Below are 16,841 nucleotides of genomic sequence, written 5' to 3'. Positions count from 1 at the left end.
TTTTTAAAGTTTGAAGACGGGTCTTCCCTCCGCATCAAATTCCACTTTCATCATTCTGGCATGTCGATTGGAATCGTATAATGGGTCGCCTTCTATTTTCTCATAATCCCTCGCATGGTAAATACATAAGGGAGTCTCTCCATCTTCAGCAATGGTAAAACTGTTGTGTCCTGGGCCATAAATCCCCTTTTCATAATCAGTTTCCAACACTGGGTATCTTGATTTTTTCCAAGAATTTCTGTCCAACAAATCAGAATCTTCCTCAGCCTCCATCAAGCCCATGCAATAGCAAGCTCCTGTAGCACTTGCTGAAAAAGTGATATAGATTTTACCATCATTTTTAATCACTGCAGGACCTTCGTTCACCCAAAAATCCACGCGTTCCCAATCGTAATCGGGAGTGGTAAGCATAAATTGGGTAGTCTTTAGTTTGATGGGCGATTCCATTTCCGCCAAATACAAGTTAGAGGCAGCGAACTGACCGCCTGTTTTTTCTGCCCAGCAGAAATATCTTTTTCCATTGTGATCAAACACGGTTCCATCCAATGAGAAATCAATAAAAGATTTATTGTCTCCATCAGTTGCCCGCATTTGTCCCAACTCAATCCACTCATCATTCAATGGGTCTTGTCCTGTACATTTAATTACATAGGGTCTCAATTTCCAAATGTCATCCACTTCGCTCGCTGCAAAATAGACGTACCATTCTCCATCCAAATAATGAATTTCGGGCGCCCAAATATGTTGACTCATGGGACCTGATTCATGCTTGAACCATACATTGAACGCTTCTGCCTCGGCTAAACCATCTATAGTTTTTGCTCGTCTTAGTTCAATTGAATCATAAGACGGCACCGATCCTGTGAAGTAATAGTACCCATCTGTGTGTTTATAGATAAAAGGGTCTGCCCGTTGCTCTACTATTGGTGCATATGATTTTGAATCACCCATGATTATATTCCCAATTTGGCTTTTATAGTTTCGTAATATTCGTCTGTTATTTTATAGCGGAACATCATGGCTCCCATGATGGTGTGAAATACGCCTGGAATCACTGTCAACATTAATGCAATTCCATAAAGTGCGAACTCGCTTTGCTCCACAGCATTCGGTACGTATTCAAAATAATCAAGTAAGTATCCAACCGCTGCTCCAGCGATTCCCATTCCCATTTTTTGAGCTAATGAAATTCCTCCAAAAGAAAGCCCAGAAACACGTTGTCCACTTTCAGCATGTCCATAATCAACGGCCTCGGCGATGGCGGACCAGAAAATCGGTGCATGTAAATCCACCACAAAAGAGAGGATGAAATAAAGCACATAGGCTACCATCACATCGCCTGGTTTTACCACCAAAAGCATGATCAAACTGATGACACCCACAGCAATTTGGGTCCATTTGAATAATTTAACCTTGCAGTATTTTTTGGTAATCAAGGTGGAAGCTGGCATGGCCAAAATGGCTGCCACAACTCCTGTTGCCAAAAAGGTGGATTGCATACCTGCATCTCCTCCCAAGAAATATTTGGCGTAGAAAATCGCTACGGAGTTACGGATTACATATCCTACGGTTCCGAAGAAACAAACACCCAACAAAAGCGTCCACTGACCATTTTTGAGCAACAATTTGAATTGTTGAAGCAACGGTTTTTCATCAACGACATGCTCTACACGTTCTTTGGTGGTAAAAAATGAGAACAGCAACAAACCTGTTCCTACCAAGGCCATAATCCCCATAGCCAATTGGTAACCTCTGGAAATGCTACCTCCACCCAATTTATCGGCCAAGATGGGCACCACAATGGATACCATAAATGCGGCTATTTTGGCAAAAAATAAGCGATAACCATTTGCCGAAAGTCGTTCTTGCGGATCACTGGTCAAAACACTGATCAATGAAATGTATGGAATGGTCACCGAGGTGAACATGATGGTCACAAAAATGTAGGTGATATAGGCGTAGACCAATTTCCCTGCATAATCAAAGCCTGGGGTGGTAAAGGTCAAGAAAACCGAAATTCCAAATGGAACGGAAAGGAACAAAAAGTAAGGACGATACCGACCCCATTTTGTTTTGACCCTATCGGTTATTATACCCATCAAAGGGTCGGTAATCGCATCGATAAACCGTACCAACAAGAAAAGTAGGGCCATGTCCGTGGGTTTTAATCCAAAGACATCGGTGTAGAAAAAAGTAATGATCAAAAACATGGAGGAGATCACTACGTTTACCGCAGCATCGCCAGATCCATATCCTACTTTTTCAAGTATGCTTAATTTTTGGTTTTCAGTTTTCATTCAATCAATTCAATGTATTTTGACTAAAATGTTCTTAGTCCATATGTTCAATTGGCAACCATACTTTCATTTTTCCTATACCTCGATTGGACCAAGCATAGTATGGAATTGCCGTTAAATTTTCATTTGAAATCGTGTTTACGCCACCCAATAATTCAGGTTGCATTTCAACTTTGAAAGCATCATTATTTGATACATGGATGTTATCAAAGCTTCCTTTATTGTCCACTTCCTCCACAGCATACACCAATGGCCCATATTCCAAGGACATTTTGCCCTTGTCTTCTTCTACTAATGGATTGGCTTCCACTTTTCTAACAGACATTGGGAATTCCAAAGCGATTTCATCTCCATCATTCCAGTTTCTAGTGATGGTGTAATAGCCATTTTCGGCCCTTACATCCATTTTTTCACCATTAACCATTATAAGGTTTTGGTCATCAGTTTTGGTTGCATAGTGATATAGGTCTCCAGGCAACACTTCATTTCTTGCCCACCCAGGCACTCTTAATTTGATAGCAAATTCGCCCTCTTTTTCTGGACTAACAGCCATCTTCACTTTGCCATCCCATGGGTATGAAGTGCTTTGTGACACCAACACAGCTTGATCTTTAAGTTTGACCATTGCCTCGTTGGAAGCATACAGATTTACATATAATTCGTTATCTGATTTGGAGTAAATCAACCCTGGTAAAGCTGGAATAAATCGAATTACGTTGGTTGGACAACAAGAACAATCGAACCAAGATTGACGCGTACATTCCCCTCGGTTGAATTTGTACACCCCATCAGATTCCAATGCATTCGGATAGAAAAATTCTTGACCACTCAAGGACAGCCCCGAAATCAATCCGTTGTAAAGGGTTCTTTCGATTACATCAAAATATTTTACATCTCCAGTAAGGTTGTGCAATCTGTGGTTCCAGTACACATCACCAATTGAGGCACAGGTTTCGTTGTAAGCGGTAAGGTTTGGGAGCTCGTAGTTGTCTCCAAACTGCTCTCCATCATGTTTGGCACCAATTCCTCCTGTGATATACATTTTTTTGTTCACCATATTGTCCCACAGTGCATTAACGGCCTTTAAGTAGGCAGTATCTTGTTGCATGGCAGCAATATCCGTCATGGCAGCGTACATGTAAACAGCTCTCACCGAGTGACCTACCACCTCTTCTTGATCCACTACGGGAATGTGATCTTGGGAATAAGGACCGAAAAGTTCATGGTTTTCTGGATTTCCACGATTGTCCAAGAAGTATTTCGCCAATTTGATGTAATCTTCCTTTCCTGTTATTTGATACAATTTGATCAATCCTGTTTCTATGATCTGATGCCCAGGAACGGCATCAATTTTGCCTTCGCCCTCACCAAAAGTTTTCACCATTAGGTCTGCATTCTTGATTGCGATGTCCAGAAAATTTCTTTTTCCAGTAGCTTTGAAATGTACCGCAGCTGCTTCATACAAATGTCCTGCATTGTACAACTCATGACTCATGAACAGTCCGTCCCATCGTACAGGTTCTTTAACTTCAACCCAAGGTGCTGGTGGTTTCGCAGGGTTTATGGTTCTCCATGTGGTCAGATAACCATCTTCCTCTTGCCCTACTTTAATGATGGACACCAAGGAATCCACTAATTTTTCCAATTTTGGATTTGGCGCACTGATTAGAGAGTTGGAAGCTCCCTCAATAATTTTGTAAACATCGGTATCATCAAAAGGCATAGCACCTTTTACTTCACCTGTCAATTGTCCACCAGCAATCAAAAAGTTATCGAATCTACCTTCTTCCTCACATTTGGCAATGGCATATTCGATGGTTTTTTCCTGAACCCTTTTAATGATCGGCAACCAAAATTCATCGGTCACTTTCACATTTTGAATATCTACAGGTTCTAATTTATATCCCGTTTTTGGTTCTTGGTTTTCTGCTACTTCTTGCTTGGTTTCATTCTTACAGCCCAAGAACAATCCAAGAGAAATAAAAAACAGTATATACTTTACTGAACTCACTTTATTTGATTTATATATTTTTTTCAAACTGTTTTAACTTTTATGCAATACCACAGTGGAAATTGATTTACTAGACAACCTTAATTGGCTTGGAACACTGCCTTCAAACACCTTTTTCATGTTCATTTTTTCATTTTCGGTGGTTTGATAGTGTTCATAGGTGCCATAATCGGCTATTTTTGCTTTTTTGAATTCCAATTCCAGTTCTTCATCCCCATAATTGACCAATACCAACACCAATTCGTCATTTTTTGGATTTTTATACGCTGAGGCCATGAATTTTTGGGCTGCACTCTCTGATGTCAAACCAGTATTTAATTGTACCCGTTGCATTCCCGGTTTAATGAAATAGCTGTAGTGTCCCATAGCCCAAAGCGTTTTGGCTGGATAAAAATTTCCATCCGTATGTTGCTCGTTGGGTTCCAAGGCGATAAAATAATAGCGCGTATCAAAATCTGGGCTGCCAGGTTCCAAGGAATTCCAAAATTGCCAAGCACTTGCATTAGCTTCGGTCAAATCAAAATGTATAACCTTGGAAAGGAAAAGTGCGCAATCCATGGCACTGATTTTTCCTTCTTTCCCCTCGCGAAAACCATCGGCCAACATGGAGTATTCGGATTGCCAAAAATCGACATTGTACTTTTCCACTTCTTTCTTCACGTTTCGACGAATGTTGACAAGTGAAGTATCGGGCGTATCGGTAAAATAACTGTGACCCGCAATCAAGGGTTTCACATGCTTCAAATCCCCAACATAGTTGGGACTAGTTGGAGAAAATAAGGCTTCTGTCTGTTTTCTGGAGGTGGTATTCCCATCATAAAGAAAGGTCAACATTGCTGATTCTGACACTAAAATTTCGGTGTCGAGTTTTTGACGAGTAAGTTCACTATCCAACAAACGGGTCAATTTTGCAATATCTTGGTTGCTCCAAGGTGACCCCTCTTGTTTTGCCCTACCCACTTCGCCAAACCAGTCCCATTGGGGTTCGTTCACAGGGCTGATGTAGTCGAAAACCAAACCTTCTTCTTGAAAATGCTGAATGACTGTTGCTAAAAAGTCGGCAAACTCATCAAATTTATCTTCCTTTAAATTGGTTTGATAATCCTTTTCGGTCTTAAAACCATAACCGTTTTTAGTGAACTGTACCGGTGGTGAATTGGAAAAAGCAATGAGATTTTCCACCCCATATTCTTTCGCTTTTTTGGTTAACCAGAGATAGCCTTCCTGTTTGGTCCAATTGTAACTTCCATCTGGGTTTTGAAAAGACTCCACTCGTTTTCTAAAGTCACTGATACCACTTTCTTCGCCTTGTTCTTGTGTACCTGCACCAATATTGAATCTCCAAGCTGATAATCCGATTCCTTCTGGATTCCCTGAGGCATCTTTATTCTTACTGAACAATAATTTGGCTATTTCTTCTTTCTTTTCGGAAGGCCAATATTTACCGATACCTTCACCGAACCAACAAGCTGCTGCACCAAAATTATCAATTGTCTGATAGCTGATATCTGTGTCAATATCCAAAACATACTTTTCCTGTGCAGCCAGTTGTGCCACCATGAAAATCATGGTCAGGAATATCGAATATGTTGTTTTGGCAGCTTTCATCAAACTTTATATCAATTCATGGGAGCAACAACGGGCCAACCGTCTTCCCAGCTTACTTCTTTTACAATGAGTTTAGGCAGACCATTGTCACTAGCATCATACCCATGCATGAAATTGTAGTCTTTTCCATCAAAAGTGAACACGCTGTTGTGCCCCACTCCATACCAATTTTTATTGCCTTCAATCACCATAGAGCCTCCACCTTCATCCAATCGCTTTCCTTCCTTATCTAAATAGGGTCCTGTGACCGATTTTGAACGACCGACCATTAATTTATAGGTGCTTTCCTCACCTCTACAGCAAAAATCCCATGACAAAAATTGATAATAGTAGTCCCCTTTTTTAAAGATGAAGGGACCTTCCAATGCAGCATTACCAGGATCATCATCGGCCAAACCAGCATCTCTATCCCTTCTAGCAATAGTATGCCATTCTTCGGGCTGGGCCACTTCTTTGAGATTGGCATTCATTTTCACCATTTTAAGCCCACTCCAAAAAGAACCAAAGGCCATCCAAGGTGTTCCATTCTCATCAAATATTAAATTGGGGTCGATGGCATTCCATAAATCGCGGTTGGGCACGGATTGAATCACAATTCCTTGATCTTCCCACTTATAATTATCATCATCTGGATTTAAGGTTGCATTGGTAACCAATCCAATGGCAGAGGTATTTTTTCCAAATGCAGAAATGGAATAGTACAAATAATAAGTTCCATTGTACAACGTAATATCTGGAGCCCAAATATGTCCATTGAATCCCGGAGCGACTTCCAAGGCCCACTCAGGACTTTCAGGAAAAACAGGATCTTGTTGCGTCCAGTTTTTAAGGTCTTTGGAGGTAAAGCTTGTAATTCCTGGTCCAGTGCAGAACAAATAGTAGGTATCCCCTTGTTTTGCCACCACGGGGTCATGGGTAATGGGTCTTTTTTGGGCACAAGACCCGAAAGACACCATTAAAGCCAACATTACCAATATACTTGTACTCTTTCCCATTGCTCTTATTTTTGAATTCCTTCGGAGGTCATGATCACGCGTTTTAATGTTCCGTCCTCGTTGTAATGCAATCGATCGATGCTTACCGACCTTCTAAAACTTCCACCATTGGGTTGGATTCCCCCAGTATGGTAAATGAAGTAATCCAACCCTTTATACTCTAATATAGCTTGATGGTTGGTGTTGCTGTTTCCAGCCAATTCGTTTAAAATTCCTTTGTATTCCCACGGTCCCTCTATGGACTTGCTCATTGCATAAGCAGTCTTTTCTGGAAATTGGTAGGCATAAGACAGGTAATACCAATCGCCTTTTTTATGGATCCATGGAGCTTCGGTAAAATTGGGCAGGTCGATGGTTTTAATCTCTCCATCCAATTCCACCATATTATCTTTGAGTTTGGCGTAGTAGCAAGCTGTATTTCCCCAGAACAGGTACGCCTGACCATCATCGATAATCACCGACGGATCAATATCGTCCCAAGAAATATCTGCAGCCTTGGTCATATCGTTGGTGACCAAAGCTTTTCCCAACGCATCTTTAAAGGGTCCTGTTGGACTATCTGCAACAGCTACTCCAATGGATTTTCCTGGAATTGTGCCATGTTCTACGGTTACATACCAATAAAATTTGCCATTGCGTTCGATAACCTGAGCAGCCCAAGCATCGGCTTTCGCCCATTCAAAATCGGTTACCTTTAAGGGAACAGGGTGCGAAGTCCAATCTACCATGTTGGTGGATGAAAAGACCAACCACTCGTCCATTTTATAAAAATTGAAATCGTTAGGAGCTTCATCATGACCAGCATACAAATAAACAGTGTCGTTGTGAACGATGGCCGCTGGATCCGCAGTAAAAACATCCGTAATTATAGGATTATTGATGGATAATTCCTTGGTTTCGGTCAAAGATTTTGGTTCTTCAACTTGAATTGACGTTTCCTTTTCTTGCTTGCAAGAAAAAAGTAGGATTCCAGATAATATGATTAAACTTTTTTTCATTTCATCAATTCTTTTTGGCCCAAACGGGTCTGCCCAAATCGGTTAAACCTGAATAGGACAATGTCACTTTTCGAGTTGAGGCTTCCCAATCCCAAGCATCTAGCAACTTGCATTCTATACCGTTGACCATTAATGTTTTGGTCGCACTTTCCAAAGACCATGATCCGCTCATTGCACCTCCCAAAGTTCCATCAGCGTTGAACGTAACATTTTGTGCCGTTTGTTGCACCTGATATTGGTATTCCATGGTTATTTGCTGCCAAGACCCAACAATATCGGCCTCGGTAATTTCTGTTTCTGGTACTGCGGCATAGCGCTCTGGAGCTACAACGGGCCATCCATCGGAGGTCCATTCCAATTCACGAACATGCCCCATCATCACTGCGTTTGACACATTGATTCCTGGCACACCTTCGGGCAATCTTGCCTGTGATGCATAATACCATTTTCCCGATAGATCATCCTTAAAGATAGCGCAATGTGAAAAGCCCACCCAACCTGTGTGATCCTTAAATGCATAAGGGTGTGTGAGCATGGGCCAACACTCGGCTCCTTGAGAAACATTGGCGCCATTTATCCCAACATATGGCCCCAAAATGGAAGTAGATCTTGCAACTCTTGTGTTATATGCTTTTGATAATTCGTCATAAGCCAAGAAGAGGTAATAATATCCCGTGTCTTCGTTGTAAATGACCTCTGCACCCTCCAAAGCTTGCCAACGATTCACAGCAGGTGAACCACGACCCGCAATTCGGATTCCATAATCTTGTTCTGTTTCCAACTGAAATGGTTTACCTGTGGTCGGATCCAATTGAACGGCTGCGATTCCTGTCATCCAAGACCCATAAATCAGCCATTGTTCACCTTCAGGTGTTTCTATAAAACTGGGGTCTATTCCGTTGAATTTGTAATAGGAACTCCAGTCCCCGCAATCATCACGGTAATAATCTTCCACTCCATCGGGAATTGCAGTGACCACCATTCCTTTGTCTTCCCAAACATTGGAGGCCAAATCGGTCGTTTCCATCATTCCGATATAAGGCCTTTCACCCCATGAGGTGCAATCGTCATCTCCTTCAATCAACTCGTGCACCACTAGGCTGTAATACATGCGGTAAACGCCACCTACTTGTCTTACACAGGGTGCCCAATAGCCATAGCTAGGATTTTCAATCTCGGGAAGACCCATTTTTACTCGATTCGTGTTCAAGGAACCTTTTACCCAAGTTGGTGCGTTTTGCATTGTGGCACCCAAATATTCCCAATTGACCAAGTCTTTAGATCTTCTTCCGTGAAAATGCCCATTTCCTTCGTGTGCATTACCGTAGGAAGCATCAGTTTGGTACATGTAGTAGTAATTGCCTTGTTTTACTACTGTTGGATCGTGAACATTGGCCAAGTTCCATGAATCTCTGTTAGACCAAGCAGCCAATGGTGTATAATCATCCGCATAGGTTGGGCCATCAAAAGTTTCTTCTTCCTCTTCGGGTTCCGTGGGAGTTGGGTCAATAACTTCTGGTTCGGGATCAGGTGCACTTGGTTCGTCTTTGGAGCAACTTTGCATTCCTAAAACCAATAGGAGTCCAAATGCCCAAAGCAAAGCTTTACAATTTATACTATGTGAACCTGTTGTGCTCAATCTTATTTTATTCAGCCTTTAATACCAATACTGAAAATGGAGGTAATTCAATTTCCACCACTCCCTTTTTAACCTTGATGGATTTCAATTCTTTAGGAGCAATCATTTCTGGTGACTCGAATGAATTGTGATCTTGTAAATCTTTTGAAGAAAGTATTGTTCCTGTTAGGTTTTTGGCACCAAATTGCTCAACCGAAAGATTTACGGTATGACTTTTATGTGCATCAATATTAACCAAGGAAACATGCACTTCTCCATCTTTGTTTTTTGATGCTGATGCGGAAATTGCAGGCAAGCTCTCTCCTTCAAATTCGTAAGTTGGGCCATCAAAAGAAACGGGCAACAAGGTTGCATCTTGATGCACATTGTACATTTTCATTACGTGGTAGGTAGGTGTCAAGAGCATTTTTTCACCTTCTGTCAATACTACAGCTTGTAGCACGTTTACGGTCTGGGCCAAGTTGGCCATTTTTACACGATCTGCATGATTGTTGAAAATGTTCAAAGTTGTTCCTGCAATCATTGCATCGCGCATGGTGTTTTGTTGGTATAGGAAACCTGGATTGGTTCCTTCCATCACTTCGTACCATCCACCCCATTCATCAACTACCAAAGCAATTTCGTTTTCTGGATCGTATTTGTCCATGATCGCGGTGTGATTCACAATCAACTCATCCATCATCAAAGCAGTTTTCATGGTAGAAAAGTATTGCTCTTCACTATAATCGACAGAAGAACCTTTTTCATTCCATTCCACAAAAGAATAGGAATGCAAAGCAACTCCTTCAATCAAACTTTTTGGAATATCACGCATCAACACTTCGGTCCAGTGGTAATCATCCACATTGGCACCTGAGGCAATTCTAAACAAACCATCGCTATTGGTCCAATCGGTCATAAAAGTCGCATACTGGCGATATACATTTGCATAGTGCTCAGCGGTCATGTTTCCACCGCAGCCCCACATTTCGTTTCCAACTCCCCAATATTTAACGGCCCAAGGTTTTTCACGGCCATGCTCTTTGCGCCATTCTGCCATTGGACTTCCTCCTTTGTGCAATACGTACTCCACATATTCGGTAAATTCTTGAACTGAACTACTTCCCACATTGGCGGCCAAATAAGGTTCGGCACCCAAGGTTTCACATAAGTTTAAAAAGTCGTGGGTTCCAAAGCTGTTGTCTTCGGTTACCCCTCCCCACCAACGGTTCACCATGGTAGGTCTATCTTCTCTTGGTCCTACTCCATCTTTCCAGTGGTAGGTATCGGCGAAACATCCGCCTGGCCAACGAAGGTTAGGAATTTTTAGGTCGATAAGAGCATCGATAATATCGGAACGCACCCCATCTTGATTGGGAATTGCACTTTCTTGGCCTACATAAAGTCCATCATAGATACAACGTCCCAAATGTTCAGAAAAATGACCGTAAATATGTTTGCTGATGATTACTTCATCTTCGGGTTCTGAAATTTTCACCGTGGTCTGTGCTCCCACAAACATTGGAAAAGTTAAAAGTAGACCCGCTATTACTATTGATTTAATTTGTCTCATCGCTTTTTATTATTTCAATCAGATTTTGAACATTTTTTATTTAAAAATTATATCTCATCCCGTACATTTTCATTTGGGTAGATAAATGTTCCGCGCCTAGGAAGGGCGCGGAACTCTTAATTAACTAAACTAACCCATATGAGTATGCACTATTTTAATATCCTGGGTTTTGTTCCATGCCAGGGTTGTTATCCACTTCAGATTGTGGTATGGGAAAATATTCTCTTCCTGCAACGTAGGTGTCGAACTCTGCATCACGTGATTGCAACCAAGCTAATTTGGTAGGATCTTCCAACCAGCCCCAACGTCTGATATCGTCGAACCTATGACCTTCCAATGCAAACTCCAAGAATCTTTCGTGTGCAATTTGATCACGCATTTCTGCTTGCGACATTCCAGGTTTTACATCTTGAAGGTTAGGAAGGTTTACACGATCTCTCACCATTTGAATATAGGTATACGCTTCTCCTGTTGCTCCTGTTTCATTCAAGGTTTCTGCATACATCAACAAAACATCTGCATAGCGCATCAATCTTTCGTTGATTCCTGAGCGCCAATCGTATTCATCGGCTCTACTTCCATCAGAATTTTGGTATTTGTTGATGAACAAGTCGTTCAAATCAGCTTCGTTGGCAGCATAGAATTCAGAAAATTCATGCCCGTAAAGTTGATACCCATCAGGATCGTTCCAAGCTATGGTCACATTTAACCTTGGATCTTGCTCGTCATCCACTGTACGTTCTGACATAAAGTCGTTGAACAACGCCCAAGTGGGTTGCGCATCCGTCCAACCAAAATTACGTGGTGCATAGGTAATGGCACGTGCAGTAGTTCTACTCCAGCTCGCTACAGGAACACTACCCCAACTTAAGTCAACTCCACCAGCATCTCTGCTAAATTGAATTTCGAAAATGGATTCACTGTTATTTTCATTGGCAGTGGTAAAATTGTCCGCGTAGTTTGGAACCAAAGCGTAAATACCTAAATCGATTACTTGTTTGAAGGTATCTCTTGCAGCGCTAAAATCTTGATTGAACAATTGGGCTTTGCCTAAATATGCCAAGGCAGCGCCCCTAGTTGCACGACCAGTATCTCCTTGGTCTGGACCACTAACATTATCATATGAAACAGGCAATAAATCTGCAGCAGCCTGAAGATCGGCTATAACTTGTGCCCAGCCTTCTTCTTGCGTTTTTTGTTCGTGCACCAAGGTTTCATTGCTCAAAGGAACGGGAACATTTCTAAAGAAATTCACCATATGGAACATATACAAGCCTCTTAAAAAATGTGCTTGACCCAAAATTCTATTCTTTAGGGCTCCATCCTCGAACTCGATACCTTCTATATTGTCAAAAACCTGATTGGCCCTAAAAATGCCTTGATAGAAATCACGATACGTCCAACCGTAAATGGCCTCATCGGCAATACTGGAGTTGAATTTACCAACATTGGCCATAGCAGCCCATGGACTGTTACTTCGTGTTCCGTCGTCTTTAAGATCCAAAAGCATCTGTGTGCTTCGCATATAGGTTCCATCGATCATCATGCTGCTATAAATGGCATTTACACCTTTTAGCGCATCTTCATCGGTTTCCCAAAACGACTCTTCTGATTGTTCGTTAGGGTTTACCTGAACCAAGTCTTCTTCTTTCACACAGCTGGTCATCAACAGACCTGAAACTGCGATCAATCCTAGTTGTTTAAATATTTTTGTGTACATGTTTGCTTAATTTCAGATGATTAAAATTTCACTTCCATTCCTAAGGACAATGTTCTTGGATTTGGAAAAGAACCAAATTCGAATCCTCTTCTGAACAATCCGTCACTGGCAAAGTCTGGATCATAACCTCTATAATTGGTTATGGTAAGAAGGTTTTGTGCAGAAACATAAACCCTCATATGGTTAAGGAAAGCGATTTTTTCCGTTGGAATCACATAACCCAATTGAATGGTCTGTAAACGGATGTAATCTCCTTTTTCAACAAATCTATCGGAAGACCTTGCATTGGCATTGGCCTCTGTTACATCTGGTCTTGGAATGTTGGTATCGGTATTGGTAGGCGTCCAGTAATCCAACATATCTGTGTGATGGTTCAACAACCCGCCAATCATTAAAGCATTGTAGGTACCATTGTAAATTTTGTTACCCCCTTGACCTTGCCAGAACATGGAGAAATCAAAGTTTTTGTAATCGGCGCTAAAGTTTAGACCGTAGCTGTATTTTGGAATGGTAACCCCTTGGAAGCTTCTATCCTCATCATTGATAAATCCATCGTTGTTCAAATCCTTGAATTTTACATCCCCAGGCTGTGCACCAGGTTGTGATGCATGTGCATCAATTTCTTCTTGACTTTGGAACAACCCGTCAGTTTCATAAGCATAGATTTCTCCAATGGAACGACCTACTTCTGTGCGGTGTTCCCCTACTGAAATTGGGTTGTCGTTTTCACCGATTCGCAATACTTCGTTTTTCAGCGTACCTAAGTTCGCTGAAATATTGTATTTGAATTCGTGATCTTGGTTGTTGTATGACATGGTAAATTCCATACCATTGTTTTTTACATCGGCAGCATTTTTACGAACCACTACACCCCATGCAGAGTTAATGGAACCTGATGATAATGGAAGTGGAACATCTGCCAAAATATCGGTGGATTTCTTCTCAAAGTATTCTGCAGAAAACTGAAGTTTGTTATTGAACATTCCCACTTCGATGGCTGCATTCACCGTTTTTGTATCCTCCCATTTCAAGTTCGGATCGGTTGCCGTAACAACTGTGGTACCATTAACCAATTCGTTGTTAAAAACGTAATTTGCAAATGCATTTACTGTTGGTGAATAGGCATATGGCGCTACGGTATTGTTACCCAACACTCCATAACCTCCTCTAACTTTTAAAGTTTCCCACCAATCTGGAAGGTTCACCCAGCTTTCATTGTGCACTTTCCATGCTCCAGAGAAGGAATAGTAATCACCAGTATTTAATTCTTCACGGAACAAAGAGGTTTTATCCCTTCTAAAGTTGGCCGTTACCAAATACTTGTCATCATAACCATAATTTAAACGACTAATGTATGACACAGCTGTTTGTGTGGTTTGAAATTCAGCAGCACTTTGTGAAGCACCATAGTTCAATTGTGGAATGGTTTCTACATCATACCCAACGGCGCGTGAAGTGTGTCTGTAAAAATCGTCTCTTTGTTGGATCCAACCCAAAAGCGCGCTAATGTTATGTTTTCCCAAATCCACATCGTAGGCCAAAAGGTTATCTACAACGGTACGGGTTCTGTTTCCCGTGTTCACGTTCAAAGCAGCTTCATCAGGAGTGGTAATGTAATACCAACCCAAATCACTTGGCGGGTTAAAGTATCTATCATGCCAATCCAATCGGTCATAACTGGCTCTCAATGTATATTTCAAGCCTTTGATAATTTCATATTCTCCCCAAATGTTACCTGCGAAACGATTTCTCAAGTTTTCATTGGTGATCAAATTGTTGTACCCAATAACGTTCAAAGTAATGGCTCTTTGTGTTAGGTTATCGGCACCACCATATCCTCCCAAACGATTTTCATCATAAACTGGCATAGTTGGAATGGCTTGCAATAAGTTGATGATGGAAGATGTCCCTGCCAAATACTCATTGAAGTTTTCCTTATCGGAACGCGTATAGCTCAATCTAGAACCATAAGAGAATTTTCCTTTTGCACCACCAAGATTCAAAACAGTGGAATAACGCTCATAAGCCTGAGGCGTTCTCAAATAACCTGTATTTTTAAAGTAATCCACGTTCAAGTTGTAGTTGATCAAAGATGAACCTCCCGTAAATGTCAATGAATGATTCTCCAAAACTCCAGTACGATAGGCTTCATCTTGCCAATTTGTGCTCACATTATCGATGAACAATGGATTGGTTGAGTCGTTCCCTGGCAAAATTGCCTGACCTGAATTTACATAAGCCGCATTGGTTATGTTTTGATATCCCACACGGTCAGTCAATGGAATGGTTTTGGTTACATTCTGAAAACCAATGGAACTTTTATAGGTAATATCCAGTTTGCCCTCAGATCCTTTTTTGGTAGTGATGATAATTACCCCATTGGCACCCCTTACCCCATAAATGGCAGCTGAAGATGCATCTTTTAAAACCTGAATGGATTCGATTTCACCAGTAGCAAAATCAAAAGGATCATCCACCAACATACCGTCAACCACAAAAAGCGGGTTGTTGTTACTAAAAGAACTGATACCTCTAATTTTAATGTTCACAAAACCTCCAGGCTCACCTGAAGATTGTACGGTAACCCCAGGCGCCTGTCCTTGAATCATTTTGGCAACATCGTGGGTCACCAATTTTTTGGCATCCTCGGTATCAACCACGGCAACAGAACCGGTCAAATCCGATTTTTTCTGAGAACCGTAACCAATAATTACGACTTCATCCAATTCGTTGGTATCTTCAACCATCCCTACATCGATTGCGGAACTGGAACCAACAACAATTTCTTGTGATTCAAACCCTACATAAGAAAAGATAAGCACATCTCCTGTAGCAGCTTTAATAGCATAATTACCATCAAAATCGGTAACCACACCATTGGTAGTACCCTTAACTAAAATGTTGACCCCTGGAATTGGCGTACCTGTGGCAGCTTCCGATACTACCCCAGTGATAGTCAAATCTTGCGCTTGCCCTTGCAAACCAAGAAAAAGGAAGAAAATTGGGAGTAGCCAAATACGACTTAAAATACCCAACTTCTTCTTCAGTAGTTGTGTGTTTGTTAGCATGTTGTTTAGTTTACTTATTTATTAAGTGTGCATTTTACACATTCAAAATAAGGGAAGAAAAATTAGAAATGCAAACATTTCGTTAAAAAAATGTAATTTTAACACTTGTAATCTTATTTTAGACTTTCTGCGCTAGATATTTGTTTAAATATTTTAGTTTTAGGACTTTTAACTTTTATGAAAACGGTTGAAGATTTAGAGGTTAAAGAAAACTTGGGCATGCATCTTAATTATTACCAAAAGGAAGACCAGGTTTTACTGGCAGTTGACTGTATTATTTTTGGGTTTGAAAAAGAACGCCTTAAAATATTGTTGATCAAAAGGAATTTTGAACCAGAAAAAGGCAAATGGTCGCTTATTGGTGGATTCCTCAAGAAGAACGAGGACCTGGACCAAGCTGCCGATCGGGTGCTGGAAACCCTTACTGGTTTAAACGATGTTTATCTGGAGCAACTCCATACATACAGTAAAATTGACAGGGACCCTGGGCAGCGAACTATATCCGTAGCCTATTTTGCCTTGATTGATGTGGACAGCCACCGTTTTGATGGTATTCAAATTGATGCCGCACATTGGTTCGACATCAAAGATGCCCCAGATTTGATATTTGACCACAATGAAATGGTTCGAAAGGCGAAAGCGCGTTTAAGACGTCGTGCCTTGACCAAACCAATCGGATTTGAATTGTTGCCCGAGAAATTCACCATGCGTCAATTGCAAAACTTGTATGAATCCATTCTGGACAAGAAACTGGACAAGCGAAACTTCATCAACAAGATAAATTCTTTGGACATTTTGGTAAAGCTTGATGAAAAAGATATGTCAGTTTCAAGAAAAGGAGCCTACCTCTACATTTTCGACAAAGAGAAATACGAAAAGAAAGTTCAAGAAGACGGTTTTAGTTTTAAGATCTAATTCTTTTACCAACCCCACTTAATTAACCACAACCATTT

Annotated in this window: 11 protein-coding genes; 1 reads left to right on the top strand and 10 read right to left on the bottom strand. The window is 41.1% G+C overall.

Going from position 1 to position 16,841, the window contains the following annotated elements; translation table 11 throughout:
* Nucleotides 1-3: 3 nt before the first annotated feature.
* The 10 genes from BLQ18_RS07440 to BLQ18_RS07395 form a co-directional block, all read right to left on the bottom strand.
* On the bottom strand, nucleotides 4-951 hold the full coding sequence (locus BLQ18_RS07440; protein ID WP_090293819.1) for a glycoside hydrolase family 43 protein: 948 nt from the start codon (nucleotides 949-951) through the stop codon (nucleotides 4-6).
* Between the two features lie 2 nt (nucleotides 952-953).
* Nucleotides 954-2,297: an MFS transporter gene (locus BLQ18_RS07435; RefSeq protein WP_090293818.1), complete on the bottom strand. Its 1,344-nt coding sequence runs from the start codon at nucleotides 2,295-2,297 to the stop codon at nucleotides 954-956.
* 34 nt (nucleotides 2,298-2,331) lie between these two features.
* Nucleotides 2,332-4,308 (bottom strand): glycoside hydrolase family 127 protein, encoded by a 1,977-nt coding sequence (locus BLQ18_RS07430; protein WP_245668084.1) that lies wholly within the window; start codon nucleotides 4,306-4,308, stop codon nucleotides 2,332-2,334.
* A 33-nt stretch (nucleotides 4,309-4,341) separates the two neighbouring features.
* Nucleotides 4,342-5,916 carry a glycoside hydrolase gene (locus tag BLQ18_RS07425; RefSeq protein WP_090293817.1) on the bottom strand — a complete coding sequence of 525 codons (1,575 nt, stop codon included), beginning with the start codon at nucleotides 5,914-5,916 and terminating at the stop codon, nucleotides 4,342-4,344.
* An 11-nt stretch (nucleotides 5,917-5,927) separates the two neighbouring features.
* On the bottom strand, nucleotides 5,928-6,911 hold the full coding sequence (locus BLQ18_RS07420) for an arabinan endo-1,5-alpha-L-arabinosidase (protein ID WP_313795020.1): 984 nt from the start codon (nucleotides 6,909-6,911) through the stop codon (nucleotides 5,928-5,930).
* 5 nt (nucleotides 6,912-6,916) lie between these two features.
* The gene (locus tag BLQ18_RS07415) at nucleotides 6,917-7,909 is read right to left on the bottom strand and encodes a glycoside hydrolase family 43 protein (RefSeq protein ID WP_090293816.1); all 993 of its coding nucleotides are present in this window, start codon (nucleotides 7,907-7,909) and stop codon (nucleotides 6,917-6,919) included.
* A gap of 4 nt (nucleotides 7,910-7,913) precedes the next feature.
* Nucleotides 7,914-9,509, bottom strand: a complete 1,596-nt coding sequence (locus BLQ18_RS07410) for an arabinan endo-1,5-alpha-L-arabinosidase (protein ID WP_245668083.1) — start codon at nucleotides 9,507-9,509, stop codon at nucleotides 7,914-7,916.
* Nucleotides 9,510-9,555: 46 nt separating this feature from the next.
* On the bottom strand, nucleotides 9,556-11,100 hold the full coding sequence (locus BLQ18_RS07405; RefSeq protein ID WP_090293814.1) for an alpha-N-arabinofuranosidase: 1,545 nt from the start codon (nucleotides 11,098-11,100) through the stop codon (nucleotides 9,556-9,558).
* A gap of 154 nt (nucleotides 11,101-11,254) precedes the next feature.
* A complete protein-coding gene (locus tag BLQ18_RS07400) occupies nucleotides 11,255-12,820 on the bottom strand; it encodes a RagB/SusD family nutrient uptake outer membrane protein (protein WP_090293813.1) in 1,566 nt (521 codons plus the stop codon).
* Nucleotides 12,821-12,840: 20 nt separating this feature from the next.
* Nucleotides 12,841-15,888, bottom strand: coding sequence for a SusC/RagA family TonB-linked outer membrane protein (locus BLQ18_RS07395; protein ID WP_090293812.1), 3,048 nt, complete (start codon nucleotides 15,886-15,888; stop codon nucleotides 12,841-12,843).
* 177 nt (nucleotides 15,889-16,065) lie between these two features.
* Between BLQ18_RS07395 and BLQ18_RS07390 the strand changes: the two genes are divergently transcribed.
* The gene (locus tag BLQ18_RS07390) at nucleotides 16,066-16,803 is read left to right on the top strand and encodes an NUDIX hydrolase (protein ID WP_417935102.1); all 738 of its coding nucleotides are present in this window, start codon (nucleotides 16,066-16,068) and stop codon (nucleotides 16,801-16,803) included.
* The last annotated feature ends 38 nt before the right edge of the window (nucleotides 16,804-16,841 follow it).

Source organism: Flagellimonas zhangzhouensis (genome assembly GCF_900102925.1).
Classification (GTDB): Bacteria; Bacteroidota; Bacteroidia; order Flavobacteriales; family Flavobacteriaceae; genus Flagellimonas; species Flagellimonas zhangzhouensis.
The sequence above is the reverse complement of the archived record's forward strand: the minus strand, read 5'-3'. Positions and strand labels throughout refer to the sequence as shown.